The sequence below is a fragment of the Streptomyces sp. NPDC036984 genome (assembly GCF_055607665.1).
In genome coordinates this window covers 177,475-192,696 of record NZ_JBVJRL010000007.1, presented here as the reverse complement: position 1 = coordinate 192,696, position 15,222 = coordinate 177,475, and the positions used below count along the sequence as shown (strand labels likewise).

Sequence of the window (15,222 nt, the reverse complement as noted above, 5' to 3'; positions counted from 1 at the left end):
GCCCTTCGGCACCGGCCTGTCACACCCGTACCACGAGCGTTTACGTGTCCGTGAAGCGCTCTTGACTCGATCAAGAAGTGACATGAGCCTGGCAACCTGTTCGCCGCTGTGGCGGACCACCGCTAGGGGGGTTCATGAGACACAGAGCGAGAGCGATCCTCGCTGTCGGCGCGCTTCTCATCGGCGGGGCGAGCCTTGCACCCACGGCCCAGGCGCAGAGCGGACGTTCGGCCGAGTCCGACCCGGACGAGGTCAAGGTCTTCCGCGCCGACGTCACCCGGAAGCAGATCCCGCTGCTGCTCAAGGCCGGTCAGGACGGCCATGAACTCGGTGAGCAGGTGACCGGGGGCGGCAGGACCGAGGTGGAGGTCTACCTCACCGACAAGCAGGCCGCGCACCTGCGTAAGCAGGGCGTCGACCTGGAGGAGCACACCCTCTCGGCCAAGGCGGTGGCCCGGGTCGAGGACGCGGCCCAGGGCGTGTTCCGCCCGTACAGCGGAAGCGGCGGGCTCAAGGAGGAGATCCTCCGGACCGCCCAGGCCAACCCCGGCCTCACCAAGGTCGAGTCCATCGGCAGGACCGTCAAGGGCCAGGACGTCCTCGCGCTCAAACTGACCAGGAACGCGAAGAAGTCGAAGGACGGCTCGAAGCCGTCCGTGCTCTACCTGTCCAACCAGCACGCCCGCGAGTGGATCACGCCGGAGATGACCCGGCGTCTGATGCACTACTACCTGGACCACTACAAGACCGACAAGCGCGTCAAGAAGATCGTCGACTCGACGGAGCTGTGGTTCGTCCTCTCGGCCAACCCGGACGGTTACGACTACACCTTCCAGAGCCCCGACAGCCGCCTGTGGCGCAAGAACCTGCGGGACGTCAACGGCGACGGTGCCATCAGCACGGGCGACGGTGTCGACCTCAACCGCAACTTCCCCTACAAGTGGGGCTACGACGACGAGGGCTCGTCCCCCAACCCCACCAGCCAGACCTACCGCGGCGCGAGCCCCGCGTCCGAGCCCGAGACCCGGGCCCTGGACGGCTTCGAGAAGCGCGTCGGCTTCACGTACGGCATCAACTACCACTCGGCCGCCGAACTCCTCCTCTACGGCGTCGGCTGGCAGGTGGCCACCCCGACGCCCGACGACGTCCTCTACAAGGCGCTCGCCGGCACCCCCGACAACCCGGCCGTCCCGGGCTACCACCCGCAGGTCTCCTCGGAGCTGTACACCACCAACGGCGAGGCGGACGGGCACGCGTCGAACGTCAACGGGATGGCGATGTTCACCCCGGAGATGTCGACCTGTCAGACCGCGTCCGATCTCGATCCGGACGACGCCTGGAAGCGCCAGGACTGCCAGTCGGTCTTCAACTTCCCCGACGACGAGAAGCTGATCCGGCAGGAGTTCACCAAGAACATCCCGTTCGCGCTCTCCGTCGCCGAGACCGCCGCGCACCCCGACCGGCCGGTCTCCTCGGTCGGCCTGCACGCCGCCGACTTCACCCCGGCCGCGTTCTCCACGTCGTACTCCCGGGGCGCGGACCAGGAGGTCTCGGTCGTCGCCCGCAAGGCGATCCGGGACAAGGAGCTCAAGTACCGCGTCAACGGCGGCCGTACGCTCGACCAGGCGTTGAAGCACTGGCAGGGCGGACAGACCTACGGCGGCGAGGACGACCTCTACTTCGACGAGTACCGGGCCCGGGTGCAGGACGGCGAGCCGGGTGACAAGGTCGAGGTGTGGTTCACCGGTGAGACCAGGGCCGGCAAGAAGGTGTCCAGCTCCCACTTCACCTACACCGTCGCCAAGCGGCCGAAGGCGGACACCCTCGTGGTCGCCGAGGAGGGCACGGCCGCCACGCGGGCGCGGACCTATGTGGACGCGCTGAAGGCGGCCGGGCACCGGGCGCTCGTGTGGGACGTGGCCACCCAGGGCGCCCCGGACGCGCTCGGCGTACTGGGGCACTTCCGCACGGTCGTGCACTACTCGGGTGCGAACGGCCCCGCCAACCCCACCCAGCTCCGGCTGCGCGCCCATCTCAACGAGGGCGGCCGGCTGATCGAGGCCGGCGAGCTGGCCGGCGGCAGCGTCGACCTCGGCGGCGGCACCCCGTCCGACGACTTCAGCCAGTACTACCTGGGCGCCTTCAGCCGTACGTCGACCAAGGGGGCCACCGGGTTCACCGGTTCCGGCACGCTGGACGGCTTCACCGGTGCCCTCGGCGACGCGGCCGGCAACCCGCTCGACCAGGCCGGTACCTACGGCATCACCTCCGACGAGCTGCCGGTTGCCACCTATCCGCAGTTCCGGAGCGCGGGCGCGGGCGCGTTCGCCGGGACCGTCAACCCGTACGGGCCGTACACGGGCTCCGGCATGGCCGCCGCCGTGCACACCGACGACGGCTACAAGCGACTCACCCGCACCATCGACCTCACCGGTGTCGCCGCCGCCGACAAGCCGGCCCTCAGCACCCGGCTGCTGTGGGACACCGAGCCCGGCTACGACCACGCGGTGGTCGAGGCGCACACCGTGGGCGCCGACGACTGGACGACCCTGCCGGAGGCCGGCGGGGCCACGAAGACGGCCGTTCCGGAGGACTGCGGGGCCGGGTTCCTGATCGGCGAGCACCCGTGGCTGAAGCACTACCTGACGCTCGCCGGAAACACCTGCACAGCGACCGGCGGCACCGGTGCCTGGAACAGCCTCACCGGCAGCTCCGGCGGCTGGCGGCAGGTGAGCTTCGACCTGAGCGCCTACGCCGGCAGGTCCGTCGAGGTGTCCATCGGCTACGTCACCGACCCGGGCAGCGGCGGGCACGGCGTCCTCGCCGACGACGCCTCGCTGGTGGCCGGCGGCACGGTGAAGGAGACCGAGGGCTTCGAGTCGTCCCTCGGCGCCTGGAAGGCGGCCGGACCGCCCGCGGGCAGCCCGGCGGTCCTGAAGGACTGGACGCGCACCGGAACCCTCTTCCAGACATATGGAGCGGTCACCACGGACGACACCGTGCTGCTCGGTTTCGGTCTGGAGCAGGTGCCGTCGGCGGCCGACCGGGCCGCCCTGCTGAGGAAGGCGTTCGCCTCGCTCGACAGGTGAGCGGAGCCCCCTCTCAACGGTGCACGGACGGGGTACACATCAAGTGAGCCGACCCGCTCACGAACGAGTGAAAATGACATCAACACCGCCCGGCATTCCGTAACAAATACGGATGAATCCGCTGCCGATCCGAGGTGGTCCGTACCCCTACTGGCCGGTACGGACCGCCTGCCCGTGTATGCGGCATCTCGATGTCACCGAGAGGGCCGCAGAGAGGTAGGGTCGGGGGTGGTCGGGGACATCCCAAATAGAGCTCGCCGGCACCGCATGACCGGCGTACCAACGAGGAGATCGGTTCGTGACGATCCGCGTAGGCATCAACGGCTTCGGCCGCATCGGTCGTAACTACTTCCGCGCGCTTCTGGAGCAGGGTGCGGACATCGAGGTCGTGGCTGTCAACGACCTTGGTGACACCGCGACCACCGCCCACCTGCTCAAGTACGACACGATCCTGGGCCGCCTCAAGCAGGAGGTCACCCACACCGCCGACACCATCACCGTCGACGGTCACACCATCAAGGTGCTCTCCGAGCGCAACCCCGCCGACATCCCGTGGGGCGAGCTGGGCGTCGACATCGTCATCGAGTCCACCGGCATCTTCACCAAGAAGGAAGACGCCGCGAAGCACCTGGCCGGCGGCGCCAAGAAGGTCCTCATCTCGGCTCCGGCCAAGGACGAGGACGTCACCATCGTGATGGGCGTCAACCAGGACACGTACGACTCGGCGAACCACCACGTCATCTCCAACGCCTCCTGCACCACCAACTGTGTGGCGCCGCTGGCGAAGGTCCTCGACGAGAACTTCGGCATCGTCAAGGGTCTGATGACCACGGTGCACGCGTACACGAACGACCAGCGCATCCTGGACTTCCCGCACAAGGACCTGCGCCGCGCTCGTGCCGCCGCCGAGAACATCATCCCGACCACGACCGGTGCCGCGAAGGCCACCGCTCTGGTCCTCCCGCAGCTCAAGGGCAAGCTGGACGGCATGGCCATGCGCGTCCCGGTCCCGACGGGCTCCGTCACCGACCTGGTCGTGGAGCTCGGCCGCGACGTCACCAAGGAAGAGGTCAACGCCGCCTTCCAGAAGGCCGCCGAGGGCGAGCTGAAGGGCCTCCTCGACTACACCGAGGACCCGATCGTCTCCTCCGACATCGTCAACTCCCCGGCCTCCTGCACCTTCGACTCCTCCCTGACCATGGTCCAGGAAGGCAGGAACGTGAAGGTCATCGGCTGGTACGACAACGAGTGGGGCTACTCCAACCGCCTCGTCGACCTCACGGTCTTCGTCGGCAACCAGCTCTGATCACCGCAGATCGCAGCAGCAGGACCTTGAAGTGAGAGCAGGGCTCGGCCAGCGCACCGGCGCGCTGACCGGGCCCTGTCTCACGTACGGACCACGCCCTCATACGATCAGGGGCATCAAGAGCCCTCCCCAGGAGTCCACTCAATGAAGACGATCGACGAACTTCTCGCCGACGGCGTGAGCGGCAAGCGGGTCTTCGTCCGCGCCGACCTCAACGTGCCGCTGTCCGACGGGACGATCACCGACGACGGACGTATCCGCGCCGTCCTGCCCACCGTCAAGGCCCTCGCCGACGCGGGCGCCAAGGTGGTCGTCGCCTCGCACCTGGGCCGCCCCAAGGGCGCCCCGGACCCCGCCTTCTCCCTCGCTCCGGCCGCCTCCCGGCTGGGTGAACTCCTCGGCTCCGCCGTGGCCTTCGCGGCCGACACCGTCGGGCAGTCCGCCCAGGACACGGTCGCGGGCCTCGGCGACGGCCAGGTCGCCGTCCTGGAGAACCTGCGCTTCAACGCCGGCGAGACCGCCAAGGACGACGCCGAGCGCGGCGCCTTCGCCGACAAGCTCGCCGAGCTGGCCGACGTCTACGTCGGTGACGGCTTCGGTGCCGTGCACCGCAAGCACGCCTCCGTCTACGACCTGCCGGCCAGGCTGCCGCACTACGCCGGCTACCTGATCGCCACCGAGGTCGGCGTCCTGAAGAAGCTCACCGAGGACGTCAAGCGCCCCTACGTCGTCGCGCTCGGCGGCGCCAAGGTCTCCGACAAGCTCGCCGTCATCGACCAGCTCCTCGCCAAGGCCGACCGGCTGCTCATCGGCGGCGGCATGGCCTACACCTTCCTCAAGGCCAAGGGCTACGAGGTCGGCATCTCCCTCCTCCAGGAGGACCAGATCCCGGCCGTCACCGAGTACCTGGAGCGCGCCGAGAAGCAGGGCGTCGAGCTACTGCTCCCCGTCGACGTCCTGGTCTCCCGGACCTTCCCGGACCTGAAGACCAAGGCGCCCACCGAGCACACCGTGGTCGACGCGGACAAGATCCCCGCCGACCAGGAGGGCCTGGACATCGGCCCCAAGACCCGAGCGCTCTACGCCTCGAAGCTCGCCGACGCCGAGACCGTCTTCTGGAACGGTCCCATGGGCGTCTTCGAGCACCCCGACTACGCCGAGGGCACCAAGGCGGTCGCCCAGGCCCTCGTCGACTCGAACGGTTTCACCGTCGTCGGCGGCGGTGACTCCGCCGCGGCCGTGCGCACGCTCGGCTTCGACGAGAACGCATTCGGCCACATCTCGACCGGTGGCGGCGCCTCCCTCGAATACCTCGAGGGCAAGACGCTCCCCGGCCTCGCCGCACTGGAGGACTGACCCCGCATGACCACTCGCACGCCGCTGATGGCGGGCAACTGGAAGATGAACCTCAACCACCTCGAGGCCATCGCGCACGTCCAGAAGCTCGCTTTCGCCCTGGCCGACAAGGACTACGAGGCCGTCGAGGTCGCCGTCCTGCCGCCCTTCACCGACCTGCGCTCCGTGCAGACCCTGGTCGACGGCGACAAGCTGAAGATCAAGTACGGGGCCCAGGACATCTCGCAGCACGACTCCGGTGCCTACACCGGCGAGATCTCCGGCCCGATGCTGGCCAAGCTGAAGTGCACGTACGTGGTCATCGGCCACTCCGAGCGCCGCCAGTACCACAACGAGACCGACGAGCTGGTCAACGCCAAGGTCAAGGCCGCCTACAAGCACGGCCTCACCCCGATCCTGTGCGTCGGCGAGGAGCTGGACGTCCGCGAGGCGGGCAACCACGTCAGCCACACCCTCGCCCAGGTCGAGGGCGGCCTGAAGGACCTCCCGGCCGAGCAGGCCGAGACGATCGTGATCGCCTACGAGCCCGTGTGGGCCATCGGCACCGGCAAGGTCTGCGGCGCCGAGGACGCCCAGGAGGTCTGCGCCGCCATCCGCAACAAGATCGCCGAACTGTACTCGCAGGACCTGGCCGACAAGGTCCGCATCCAGTACGGCGGCTCGGTGAAGTCGGGCAACGTCGCCGAGATCATGGCCCAGGCCGACATCGACGGTGCCCTGGTCGGCGGTGCCTCGCTGGACGCCGACGAGTTCGTCAAGATCGTGCGCTTCCGTGATCAGTGAGCCTGGTCGTGAGTAGGCGGTAGCGGCGATACGTCGTACCCTTGCGGGGGCACAGCCGAGCGCTGTGCCCCCGTCGTCCATCCGAATCCGAGGAAGTTGGTCCAGCCGTGGTTCTGGGGTTCTCGATCGCCCTGATCGTCTTCAGCCTGTTGCTGATGCTGCTGGTGCTGATGCACAAGGGGAAGGGCGGCGGCCTCTCCGACATGTTCGGTGGCGGCATGCAGTCCTCCGTCGGCGGCTCCTCGGTCGCCGAGCGCAACCTCGACCGGATCACGATCGTGATCGGCGTGCTGTGGTTCGCGTGCATCATCGTCCTCGGCATCCTGATGAAGACGAACAGCTGACCCGCGAACGGCGGGTATATTCCGCACATTCCGCACGGAAAGCCCCATGTTCGGTACGCGCTCCTGAGCGCGGCCTATCATGGGGCTTGCGTCTGGATGTGCGGGCCGGTAACTCCAATCACTGGACGCGCGTTGGGCCTTACGTAGACTGAGGCGCTCGCAGCGAAGCGAAACGCCGACTCGCTTCGCGGCACCATCACGCAGGGAGTTACGACCGTGGCAAGTGGCAACGCGATCCGAGGAAGCCGGGTCGGGGCGGGGCCGATGGGCGAGGCCGAGCGCGGCGAGTCCGCGCCGCGTCTGCGCATCTCCTTCTGGTGCTCCAACGGGCACGAGACGCAGCCCAGCTTCGCCAGCGACGCGCAGGTTCCCGACACCTGGGACTGCCCGCGCTGCGGCTTCCCGGCCGGCCAGGACCGGGACAACCCGCCGGACCCGCCGCGCACCGAGCCGTACAAGACGCACCTCGCGTACGTACGGGAGCGGCGCAGCGACGCGGACGGCGAGGCGATCCTCGCCGAGGCGCTCGCCAAACTGCGGGGCGAAATCTAGGGATTCTCACCGGCCGGGCGCCTGCGGGCGCCTGGCCGGAGCCGTTTCGCGGCCACCCGGGAGCCGGGCGGCCGCGCAACGGGCCGCCGTCACCGCACTGATACCGACAGGCCGGCCGGACGTACCTGTTGTCGCCCGTGAGGACAGCGTCGTCATCGCCTGTCCCGCCCGCTGATCAATTAGGTTGGGAGCGGCAGCGGGAAGGCGTACGAAAGAAGGTCGAAGTCGGAAATGAACGCAGACGGCCGCACCAGGCTCCATCAGACGCCCGAATGGACCGCTCTCGCCAAGCACCGGGAGGAGCTGGCCGACACCCGTCTGAGGGATCTGTTCGCCGCCGACCCCGGGCGCGGCAGCGGGTACACGCTCCAGGTCGGTGATCTGTACATCGACTACTCGAAGCACCTGGTCACCGACGAGACACTGCGGCTGCTGCGCGAGCTGGCCGCGGCGACGGACGTCTTCGGCCTGCGGGACGCCATGTTCCGCGGCGAGAAGATCAACGTCACCGAGAACCGGGCCGTGCTGCACACCGCGCTGCGCGCCCCGCGGGACGCGGTCGTCGAGGTCGACGGCGAGAACGTGGTCCCGGCCGTGCACGCCGTGCTCGACAAGATGAGCGCCTTCGCCGACCGCGTCCGCTCCGGCGCCTGGACCGGCCACACCGGCAAGCGCATCAGGAACGTCGTCAACGTCGGCATCGGCGGCTCCGACCTCGGCCCCGCGATGGCCTACGAGGTGCTGCGCACCTTCACCGACCGCGACCTCACCGTCCGCTTCGTCTCCAACGTGGACGGTGCCGACCTGCACGAGGCCACCCGGGACCTGGACCCGGCGGAGACGCTGTTCATCATCGCCTCCAAGACGTTCACCACCATCGAGACCATCACCAACGCCACCTCCGCGCGCAAGTGGCTGCTGGCCGCGCTCGGTGACCGGGCCGCGGTGGCCAAGCACTTCGTGGCGCTGTCCACGAACGCCGAGAAGGTCGCCGAGTTCGGCATCGACCCGGACAACATGTTCGAGTTCTGGGACTGGGTCGGCGGCCGGTACTCGTACGACTCGGCGATCGGCCTCTCCCTGATGATCGCCATCGGGCCCGACCGCTTCCGCGAGATGCTCGACGGTTTCCGGCTGGTCGACGACCACTTCCGCACCGCGCCCGCCGAGGCCAACGCCCCGCTGCTGCTGGGCCTGCTGGGCATCTGGTACGGCAACTTCTTCGACGCCCAGTCGCACGCGGTGCTGCCGTACAGCCACTACCTGTCGAAGTTCACCGCCTACCTCCAGCAGCTGGACATGGAGTCCAACGGCAAGTACGTCGCCCGCGACGGCAAGCAGGTCGACTGGCAGACCGGGCCCGTCGTCTGGGGCACGCCCGGCACCAACGGGCAGCACGCCTACTACCAGTTGATCCACCAGGGCACCAAGCTGATCCCGGCGGACTTCATCGGCTTCGCCGAGCCGGTCGCCGAGCTGAGCGGCGAACTCAAGGCCCAGCACGACCTGTTGATGGCCAACTTCTTCGCCCAGACCCAGGCGCTCGCCTTCGGCAAGACGGCGGAGGAGGTCCGCGCGGAGGGCGTCCCCGAGGAACTGGTCCCGCACAAGACCTTCCAGGGCGACCGGCCGACCACGACGATCCTCGCCCGCGAGCTGACCCCGTCCGTGCTCGGCCAGCTGGTCGCCCTCTACGAGCACAAGGTGTTCGTGCAGGGCGCGGTGTGGGACATCGACTCCTTCGACCAGTGGGGCGTGGAGCTGGGCAAGGTCCTCGCCAAGCGTGTCGAGCCCGCCCTCACCGAGGGCGAAGAGGTCCCCGGCCTGGACGCGTCGACGAAGGCGCTGGTCACCAGGTACAGGGAGCTGCGCGGCCGCAGCTGAACCGCCGCCGGCCACCGCCCGGCCGGCCGTGGCGGCAATCACTGTGCGTTTTCTGTGCTGATCGCCTAGGGTTCCGCTGATCCAGGGGAGGAAGCACGCATGATGCGCAGGGGGTTCGCGGCGGCCGTCGCGGTGGCCGTGCTGGCCGTGACCGCGGCGGGCTGCGGCAGCGGGGACCGGTCGTCGGACGCCGAGCCGGATGCCGGGAGTGGCCGTCCGACGGCCACGGTGGCGGCCACGGGGGACTACGCCGGGCTGGAGGACGTGCCGGAGCTGCTCGCGGCGGACGGGACGACCATCCTGGTCGGCGACCCGAAAGCCCCGTTGACCGTGCGCCTGTACGAGGATCCGCGGTGCCCGGTGTGCGAGGAGTTCGAGACCAGCGGTGGCGCGCCGGAGCTGCACAAGGGCACGGTCCGCCGCGAGGTGAAGATCGAGTACACGCTGGCCTCCTTCCTGGACGACCGGCTCGGCGGCTCCGGATCCAGGAAGGCGGTCAACGCCCTGCGGGCCGCGCTGGACGCCGGCAAGTTCGCCGAGTACCACGACATGCTCTACGCCCACCAGCCCGAGGAGAGCGTCGACGGCTTCACCGACGCCTATCTGCTCAAGCTGGCGGGGCGGATCGACGGTCTGCGCGGGCCCGAGTTCGACTCGGCCGTGAAGACCATGAAGTACCGGTCGTTCGTGACCGCGTCCGAGAAGGCGTACGAGCGCGCGGGCGGGAAGAAGGATCCGCGGGGGCCGGGTACGCCGACCGCGGACATCAACGGCGTCCGCGTCCCGGCCGAGTACAACGGGCTGCTCTTCGACGGTGAGATCTTCGGTGAGCTGCTGACCAACGTCCGGCAGAACCCCGAGCTGTGGGACGCCTCGTTCTTCCAAGCCCTGGACGCCCTGGGCAGCGGCTCCGCCTGAACCCGGGTCAGGCCACCGCGCTCAGTGTGTCCGCGAGCCGTCGGCGGGCAGCCCGGGCCGCGGGCAGCGTGGCGAGTGCCGCCGCTCCCAGCACGGCGGCCGAGCCCAGCAGGAGCAGCAGCCCGGGGGAGGGAGACTGGGCGATCCCGGCGCCGATGCCGCTGGATCCGCCCTGGGCGTCGATCAGCCGGCGGGCCAGCGGCAGGCCCAGCGCCGTACCGGCGACGACCGCCGCCAGGGTCGTGCAGCTCGTCGCCGTGACGGTGATCGCGGCGATCTGCCGCGGTGACATGCCGATCGCCCGGAGCGCCAGCACGTCCCGCTCGCTCTCGCGGACACTGCCGCCGATCGCGGTGAGCAGCTCGACCAGCCCGATCAGACCCAGGACGGCGATCAGACCGGCGACGACACCACGCAGCGGGGACAGACCGTCGGCGGGGTTCGTCACCGGATGCACCTCCAGGTGGCCACGGCCGGCCGAGGACAGCGCGGCGGCCACCCCGCGCGGGTCGGCGCCGGGGCGCAGCCGCAGCTCGTAGAAGGCCGGTGACTGTCCGGGGTCGTTCTCGCGGAGGGTGTCCAGGGCGGTGGTCACGACCCGGCCGGCGTTGCGCGGCTCGATGTCGCGGCCCACGATGTGCAGGATCTGCGGCCGGTCGCCCACGGTCATCCGGACCCAGTCGCCGACCCGCGCGTGCAGCACGTCGAGCAGGCCCTGGCCGGCCACCGCCTCGTCCGGTCCGCGTGCGGGGCGGCCCTCGGCGAGGGTGTAGGGGTAGGGCTCGGCGCGGGTGCCGATGCCGCGCAGGGCGATCGTCCCCGTCTGGCCGGGGACCAGCGCGGCCACCTCGACGCCCGGATAGACGGCGGTGACCCGGGAGTCCCGGGCCAGCACGGCCCGTACGCCGGACGCGGCCAGGGCGCCGTCGGAGCGGACCGTGAGCGCCGTCGGCAGCCCCACCCGCTCGGGGCTGCTGTGGAAGCGGTCGATCGTGGTCCAGGCGCTGAGCGCCACCACGATCAGCAGCAGCGGCAGCGTCAGCCGGGCCACGCCGGCCAGGGACCGGCCGCGCCCCGCGAACGCCTTGTGGCAGCCGAGGACCAGCGCGGCCGGCAGCCGCAGTCCGAGCGCCCGCCGGGCCGGCCCGCTCAGCCGCCCGCCGGCCGGCGCGGCCGGGCGCGGCACCGGGACCGGCGGCACCCGTCCCGCCCGCCAGGCCGCGAGCGCCGTGGTCAGACCGATGAACAGCACCGCGGCCGCCGGCACCACGCACAGGGCCGACGTGTGTCCGGGCAGCCCCTGCCACACGCCAACGGCGTCCCCGAGCCGCCCCGGGACCCAGCTGCCCAGCCCCTCGGTCAGGGCTGCCGCGGCCACGGCGCCCAGCAGGGCGTACGCCAGGTGCTGGAGCAGGAACACCCGCACCACCTGGCCGGGGGTGAAACCGATCGCCTTCAGGACCGAGAGGTCGCGCAGATGCCCGCGGATGCGGGTGGAGATCGCGCCGTGCACCGCGAACCCGGCGGCGATCAGCGCGCCGAGACCGAACAGCCCGAGAACCTGGCCCAGCAGCCGGTTGCCGCCCTGTGCCTCGGCGCGCGCCTGCTGCCAGGTGGAGACCTCGCCGACCGAGCCCGCGCCCAGCACGGTGACGGCACGCTGCACCGCGTAGTCCGTGTCGCCGGGATCGCCCAGCCGCAGCCCGATGACCTGGCCGGCCGGGGCGCGCACCGCGGACGGCAGCGCCCACACCAGCCCCGGCTGCTCGCCCGGGCGGTAGCGGGGTTCGGCGCTGTCCGCGATGCCCTCGACGGTCACGGTGCGGGCGGTGCCGGGCAGCGTCAGGGTGTCCCCGGGCTCGGCCAGCAGGGCCCGGGCCAGGCTGCTCTCCAGCACCACACCGTCCGGCGCGGCCGGGTTCAGCCAGTGCCCGGCGGTGAGCAGGGGGCGGGCGACGGAGGGCAGGTCCGGGGTGCCGCGCAGCTCCACGGAGGCCCGGGCGCCGCGGGCGGCGACGGTGGCCGACTCGGTGCGGTAGGGGCCGGCGACGGAGCCGACACCGTCCAGCGCGGCCAGCTTGCCGGCGTCGGCGGACAGCGCGGTGCGCAGCCACACGTGCGCCCCGCGTGCCTCGGCGAAGGTGCGCTGCCAGGGGTTCGTGGCATAGCCGAACAGGGCGGTGGCGAGCAGCAGCGAGGCGACGATCCCGGCGGTCGCCAGCACCAGGAACAGCGCCTCGCCGCGGTGGTTGCGCAGATCGGAGTGCGCCCAGCGCAGGGCGGCCCGCACGTCCCTGAGATCCGGCACCGTCAGTCCCTCAGCTTCAGCACGCCGGAGATGCCGCCGTGCCGGGACGGCGGGGCGCCGTCCAGGGCGGCATCGTCGGCTATGCGGCCGTCGAAGAAGCTGATCACCCGGTCCGCGGCGCTGGCCAGCCGGGCGTCGTGCGTGACGAGGACGATGCTCTGCCCGCGCGCGTGGAAGCGGGACAGCAGCCGCATGACCTCGCGGGTGCCCTTGCTGTCCAGGCTGCCGGCCGGCTCGTCCGCGAGCAGCAGCGGCGGATGGTTGACCAGCGCCCGGGCGAGGGCGACCCGCTGCTGCTCGCCGCCGGACAGCTCGCCCGGCATGCTGCGCTCCTTGCCCTCCAGACCCAGCTCGGCCAGGAGCGCCTCCCGCTCGGCGCGGGCCTTCTTCGGCGGGACGCCGGCCAGCAGGGCGGGCAGCTCGACGTTGTCGGCGACGGACAGGTTCGACACCAGGTTGAAGAACTGGAAGACGATGCCGATGGCCCGGCGGCGCTCCACCGCCCAGCGGGCCTCGCTGAAGGAGTCGGTGCACCGGCCGTCGAGCCAGACGCTGCCGGCGTCCGGCCGCTGGAGCCCGCCGAGCAGGTGCAGCAGCGTCGACTTGCCGGCGCCGGACGGCCCGGTGATCGCCACGAACTCGCCCCGGGCGACGCTCAGGTCGACCCCGCGTACGGCGTGGGCCGGTGCACCCTCGCCGTAGTGGGTCTTCGCCAGGCCCTCGGCGCGCAGCACAGGAGGGTGGTCGTCGCTCACTCGAGTTCCTCCAGTTCCTCCTGGCACCGCTCCAGCCAGTCGAGGTCGGCCTGGAGGTGCAGCATCGCGCCCTCGATCAGCAGGTGGGCGATTCGGTTGTCCCGGTTCTCGGCCGCGGCCAGTTTCGACAGATTGCGCATGGTGGTGAGGTACTGGCGCCGCTGCCGGTTGATGAGGGCGATCTGGTCGGCGAGACCGGACTGCGGGGCGAGGGCGAGCTTCATGAAGAACTCGTCCCGCACCCGCGGCTCGTCCTCGGTCTCCTCGAACCAGACGTGCAGCGCCTCACGTCCGGCCTCGGTGAGGTGGTAGACCTTCTTGTTGGGCCGGCTGGACTGCTCCACGTCCTCGCCCTCGATCAGCCCGGACTTCTCCAGGCGGCTCAGGGTGACGTAGATCTGGCCGACGTTCGGCTGAGGGTACGCGGCGCCCAGCAGTTGCTCAAGGTCCTGCTTCAGCTCGTAGCCATGGGCCGGGCCGCGGGCCAGGAGTGCCAGGAGGGGCAGACGCACTCGTGCTGTCCTCCTGTCTGCTCCATGTGCTCCAGGCCCTAGTATCGCGCATACCTAACAGGTATACATGGCCTCTGTCCGCGGGCGAGGGTGCCCGTGGTGCCGGTGTACAGGGAGGAACCTATGCGGTGGATACGCGCCGCCGGTAGGGGCCTTCTCGTTCTCGTTGTGATCATGGCCGGCTACGTCGCCTCGGGCACCGGAGCCGGCGAAGCCGCCCAGGGCGGCCGCGGGCCGCTCACCCTGGCCACCGCGGGCGATCTCACCGGCTATCTCGGCCCGCTGCTCCAGGGCTGGAACCGCACCCACCCCGGGGAGAAGGTCACGCTCGTCGAGCTGCCCGACTCCGCCGACGAGACGCACGCGCAGATGACGACGGACCTGCGCGGCGGCGACCGGGGCCGGTTCGACGTCCTGAACATCGACGTCGACTGGACCTCCGAGTTCGCGGCGGCCGGCTGGATCCGCCCGCTGCCCCGCGACCGCTTCCCGCTGGGGAGCTTCCTGCCGCCGGTCGTGGACACGGCGACGTACGACGGACGACTGTACGCGGTCCCGTACGTCACGAACGCCGGACTCCTCCTGTACCGCAAGGACGTCCTCGACAAGGAGGGCGTGCCGCCGCCGCGTACCTGGGCCGAGCTGGAGCGCGACGCGAAGACCATCGCGCCGAAGTACGGGCTCGGCGGCTACGCGGGCCAGTTCCTGCCCTACGAGGGCCTCACCGTGAACGCGGCCGAGGCCGTGTACTCGGCGGGCGGCACCATCCTCGGCGGCGAGGGCACCCGCGTCACCGTCGACTCCGCCGCCGCCCGCGAGGGCATCGGCTTCCTCGCCCGCGGCATCCGGGAGGGCTGGATCCCGCGGCAGGCGCTGACGTACAAGGAGGAGGAGTCCAAGCAGGCCTTCCAGGACGGCAGGCTGCTCTTCCTGCGCAACTGGCCCTATGCCTACGCCGTCGCCGCGGAGAAGGGCACGAAGGTCGCCGGGCGGATCGGCGCCGTACCGCTGCCCGGGCCCGACGGGCCGGGGACGAGCGTCCTCGGCGGCTCCAACCTCGCGGTCAACGCCCACGCCCGGCACCCGGACTCCGCCGTGCGCCTGATCGCCTACCTCACCGGCGAGTCCGTGCAGCGCCAGGTGCTCACGCGCGGCGCGCTGCCGCCGGTGCGGGCCGCGCTGTACGCAGACCCCGCCCTGGTGCGGCGGTTCCCCTATCTGCCGACCCTGCGCACCGCGGTGCTCACCGCCCGCCCGCGCCCCAAGAGCCCGCACTACGACCAGGTGAGCCTGGCCGTGCAGGCGGTCGTGCAGGACGCGCTCACCGGGCGCCAGACGCCCGGCCAGGCCGTGCGCCGGCTGGCGCGCGAGCTCGACGCCATCGCCCGTCGATAGTTACTTGTTAAGTAACGCCA

Annotated in this window: 12 protein-coding genes; 9 read left to right on the top strand and 3 right to left on the bottom strand. The window is 70.7% G+C overall.

Translation table 11 applies throughout. The features are described from left to right. The first annotated feature begins 134 nt into the window (after window positions 1–134). The 8 genes from ACZ7DL_RS16135 (at window position 135) to ACZ7DL_RS16100 (ending at window position 10,232) form a co-directional block, all read left to right on the top strand. Window positions 135–3,089, top strand: a complete 2,955-nt coding sequence (locus ACZ7DL_RS16135) for a M14 family metallopeptidase (RefSeq protein WP_470774786.1) — start codon at window positions 135–137, stop codon at window positions 3,087–3,089. Window positions 3,090–3,387: 298 nt separating this feature from the next. After that, window positions 3,388–4,395 carry a type I glyceraldehyde-3-phosphate dehydrogenase gene (gene gap, locus ACZ7DL_RS16130; protein WP_470774785.1) on the top strand — a complete coding sequence of 336 codons (1,008 nt, stop codon included), beginning with the start codon at window positions 3,388–3,390 and terminating at the stop codon, window positions 4,393–4,395. Between the two features lie 144 nt (window positions 4,396–4,539). After that, entirely contained in the window at window positions 4,540–5,751 is a 1,212-nt protein-coding gene (locus tag ACZ7DL_RS16125; RefSeq protein ID WP_470774784.1) for a phosphoglycerate kinase, read from the top strand. Between the two features lie 6 nt (window positions 5,752–5,757). Next, window positions 5,758–6,534, top strand: a complete 777-nt coding sequence (gene tpiA, locus ACZ7DL_RS16120) for a triose-phosphate isomerase (RefSeq protein WP_470774783.1) — start codon at window positions 5,758–5,760, stop codon at window positions 6,532–6,534. Between the two features lie 113 nt (window positions 6,535–6,647). Further along, the gene (gene secG / locus ACZ7DL_RS16115; protein WP_067125821.1) at window positions 6,648–6,878 is read left to right on the top strand and encodes a preprotein translocase subunit SecG; all 231 of its coding nucleotides are present in this window, start codon (window positions 6,648–6,650) and stop codon (window positions 6,876–6,878) included. 216 nt (window positions 6,879–7,094) lie between these two features. Continuing rightward, on the top strand, window positions 7,095–7,430 hold the full coding sequence (locus ACZ7DL_RS16110) for an RNA polymerase-binding protein RbpA (protein ID WP_003957010.1): 336 nt from the start codon (window positions 7,095–7,097) through the stop codon (window positions 7,428–7,430). A 231-nt stretch (window positions 7,431–7,661) separates the two neighbouring features. Then, window positions 7,662–9,314, top strand: coding sequence for a glucose-6-phosphate isomerase (gene pgi, locus ACZ7DL_RS16105; RefSeq protein ID WP_470774782.1), 1,653 nt, complete (start codon window positions 7,662–7,664; stop codon window positions 9,312–9,314). 99 nt (window positions 9,315–9,413) lie between these two features. Beyond that, on the top strand, window positions 9,414–10,232 hold the full coding sequence (locus tag ACZ7DL_RS16100) for a DsbA family protein (RefSeq protein WP_470774781.1): 819 nt from the start codon (window positions 9,414–9,416) through the stop codon (window positions 10,230–10,232). 7 nt (window positions 10,233–10,239) lie between these two features. Here the strand turns inward: ACZ7DL_RS16100 and ACZ7DL_RS16095 are convergent, their stop codons facing one another. Genes ACZ7DL_RS16095 through ACZ7DL_RS16085 form a run of 3 tightly spaced genes read right to left on the bottom strand, consistent with a single transcriptional unit; the run spans window position 10,240 to window position 13,807 of the window. Continuing rightward, on the bottom strand, window positions 10,240–12,522 hold the full coding sequence (locus ACZ7DL_RS16095) for an ABC transporter permease (protein WP_470774919.1): 2,283 nt from the start codon (window positions 12,520–12,522) through the stop codon (window positions 10,240–10,242). Between the two features lie 20 nt (window positions 12,523–12,542). Further along, entirely contained in the window at window positions 12,543–13,295 is a 753-nt protein-coding gene (locus ACZ7DL_RS16090; protein ID WP_470774780.1) for an ABC transporter ATP-binding protein, read from the bottom strand. Further along, complete coding sequence (locus ACZ7DL_RS16085; RefSeq protein ID WP_470774779.1) at window positions 13,292–13,807, bottom strand: PadR family transcriptional regulator; 516 nt, start codon at window positions 13,805–13,807, stop codon at window positions 13,292–13,294. Before ACZ7DL_RS16085 ends, ACZ7DL_RS16090 begins: the two co-directional genes overlap by 4 nt. A 123-nt stretch (window positions 13,808–13,930) precedes the next feature. On the opposite strand from ACZ7DL_RS16085, the gene ACZ7DL_RS16080 reads away from it, so the two are divergent. Then, window positions 13,931–15,202: an ABC transporter substrate-binding protein gene (locus ACZ7DL_RS16080; protein WP_470774778.1), complete on the top strand. Its 1,272-nt coding sequence runs from the start codon at window positions 13,931–13,933 to the stop codon at window positions 15,200–15,202. Window positions 15,203–15,222 lie beyond the last annotated feature (20 nt).

What these genes read in the sequence shown, in the direction of transcription:
- ACZ7DL_RS16135 (WP_470774786.1), top strand. Translation starts at nt 135, where the DNA reads ATGAGACACAGAGCGAGAGCGATCCTCGCTGTCGGCGCGCTTCTCATC.
- ACZ7DL_RS16125 (WP_470774784.1), top strand. Translation starts at nt 4,540, where the DNA reads ATGAAGACGATCGACGAACTTCTCGCCGACGGCGTGAGCGGCAAGCGG.
- tpiA (WP_470774783.1), top strand. Translation starts at nt 5,758, where the DNA reads ATGACCACTCGCACGCCGCTGATGGCGGGCAACTGGAAGATGAACCTC.
- pgi (WP_470774782.1), top strand. Translation starts at nt 7,662, where the DNA reads ATGAACGCAGACGGCCGCACCAGGCTCCATCAGACGCCCGAATGGACC.
- ACZ7DL_RS16100 (WP_470774781.1), top strand. Translation starts at nt 9,414, where the DNA reads ATGATGCGCAGGGGGTTCGCGGCGGCCGTCGCGGTGGCCGTGCTGGCC.
- ACZ7DL_RS16080 (WP_470774778.1), top strand. Translation starts at nt 13,931, where the DNA reads ATGCGGTGGATACGCGCCGCCGGTAGGGGCCTTCTCGTTCTCGTTGTG.